The organism is Algoriphagus resistens (genome assembly GCF_001442615.1).
GTDB classification, from domain to species: domain Bacteria; phylum Bacteroidota; class Bacteroidia; order Cytophagales; family Cyclobacteriaceae; genus Algoriphagus; species Algoriphagus resistens.
Map to the genome: position 1 here is coordinate 1 of NZ_LMXN01000041.1, position 1,986 is coordinate 1,986.

General features: G+C 33.8%; 2 protein-coding genes. Both read left to right on the forward strand.

From position 1 onward, the window contains the following. The first annotated feature begins 301 nt into the window (after positions 1–301). Positions 302–895, forward strand: coding sequence for an AAA family ATPase (locus AS141_RS25810; RefSeq protein WP_057940599.1), 594 nt, complete (start codon positions 302–304; stop codon positions 893–895). A 127-nt stretch (positions 896–1,022) separates the two neighbouring features. Next, positions 1,023–1,754, forward strand: a complete 732-nt coding sequence (locus AS141_RS25815; RefSeq protein ID WP_057940600.1) for a helix-turn-helix transcriptional regulator — start codon at positions 1,023–1,025, stop codon at positions 1,752–1,754. The last annotated feature ends 232 nt before the right edge of the window (positions 1,755–1,986 follow it).

Genomic DNA, 1,986 nt, shown 5'->3' on the forward strand with positions numbered 1-1,986 from the left:
GTAAGGATTCCTTAAACTGTCCCCTCAGAAATCTCTGAGGGGGCTCTTGAGATATGTTTTTAATTAAGGCACTACTTAATATCCGAGTTAAGGTAGTTTAAGAACTGATTTAACTGGACGTAGTATTTTTGCAGTACAGGTGATTTTCAGAGGAAATGCTAAGTAAACATGGGTTATAGATATAGCCGTTAGAATCCGGATTTACGGTTTATAATCCATGGTCGTGGTGGACATTGAACCGTGTTCTAATACCCACCTGCCTTGAGTGATGTAAGTCATATAAAACGAACCGAAATAGATAATGATTGAATTTAAAGAAAATCATAATTTCTATGTCATAACAGGAGGACCAGGAGTAGGAAAAACAACGTTGCTGGAGAAGTTAAAAAGCAGACATTATAAAATAGTTCCTGAAATTGCTCGAGAATTAATAAAGGAACAACAAGAAAGTAATGGAAATGCTTTACCTTGGAAAGACAAGGAGTTATACAAAAAAATAATGTTTAACCGCTCAATAAATTGTTATGAGCAGGCTGAAAAAACCTTTAGTGGGGAACCTTCCATTTTTTTTGACCGTGGATTTTTGGACGCAATCTGTTATGCAAAACTAGTTCAATCGGAAATAAACCAACGGATGAATTCATATGCTGAAAATTGGAGATACAATAAAAATATATTTATGCTTCCTCCTTGGCAGGAAATTTATGAAACCGATAATGAAAGGAAACAGGATTGGACAGAAGCCGTTTTCACGTTTGAAAAAATGTGTGAAACGTATAAGAGTTACGGATATGATATTGTCGAAATACCTAAAGTATCTGTAAGCGAAAGAGCGGATTTTGTATTGAGATTTATAGAAGAAAACAAAACTGAAACTAAAAATAAGAATTCATAATCTTTTATATGATGCTCGTTATCAATTAATTATGAATCCAACTATCTTTAGAAAATGAGGAGTAAGCTTAATGGACACGGCTTCAGATGCCCGCCATTCCCAAGCTGAATCCCGATTGTGGTAGCCAATGAATTACAAAGAATACATACCTAGTGTAGAATTATCTAATTTCATCGATAAATTTTGGATTGCATCTGAAATTGAAAATGGTTTCTCTCAACGTATTTTACCAGAAGCATGTACGAATTTCGTCTTTCTCCTAAATGAAAACGAAGGAACTTCGAACGTTCTGGGAGTGAACACTAAATTTAGTCAATTCAAACCTTCAAGGAATGACTATTATGTTGGGGTTAGTTTTCAGCCTGGTATTTTAGGTATACTTACCAAAGAAGATTTTTCGCAATTTCAGGATTCACATATTCCCATTGCTGAATTATTTCCTGAATTTAACAACGTTTACATTGAGCAGTTAAATGAACAAAATTCAGATTTCAAAAGAGTAGACTTTGTGAAAAGCAGTCTTCAAAAGATGTTATTGCCGAAAATTACTGAAACCAGGCTTTTATCTACTAGCGTAGCAAATTTCATTAAAGCAGATCATGTCAATGCTGTTGAAAATATTGCCAAACAGCACCATATCTCCATCAGGCAGTTACAAAGAAAATTCAAAAGTGAGGTAGGGACTTCAATGAAAGTTTTTTCGAGAATTATCAGATTTAACAAGGCCGTTGAACGGATCAAAAAAAGTAAAAATGAAAGTCTTCTTTCTATTAGTTTGGATTTAGGATTTTATGACCATTCCCATCTGACAAATGAAATCAAGCATTTTTCCGGAGTTCATCCTTCACAGTTAAGATAAAGTCGTTTTTTTCCAAAGTTTTAGTCTTCTGCAGGTTTTAGATTTGTAGAAAAACAATGAAAGCCAAGAAACTAATCGTATTCTTATGCGCAATTTTTATAGCAAGCTGCAGTTTTAAAAAGGAAATTATGACAGATAAACTCAAAATGTTACATGTCAATTTAATGGTTGGCAATGTTCAAAATACCTTGGATTATTATGAATCCATAGGTTTTTCCACGTTGAAAAAAGG

Excerpts from the sequence above, each read along its gene's own strand:
- AS141_RS25815 (WP_057940600.1), top strand. The coding sequence starts at position 1,023 with ATGAATTACAAAGAATACATACCTAGTGTAGAATTATCTAATTTCATC.
- AS141_RS25810 (WP_057940599.1), top strand. The coding sequence starts at position 302 with ATGATTGAATTTAAAGAAAATCATAATTTCTATGTCATAACAGGAGGA.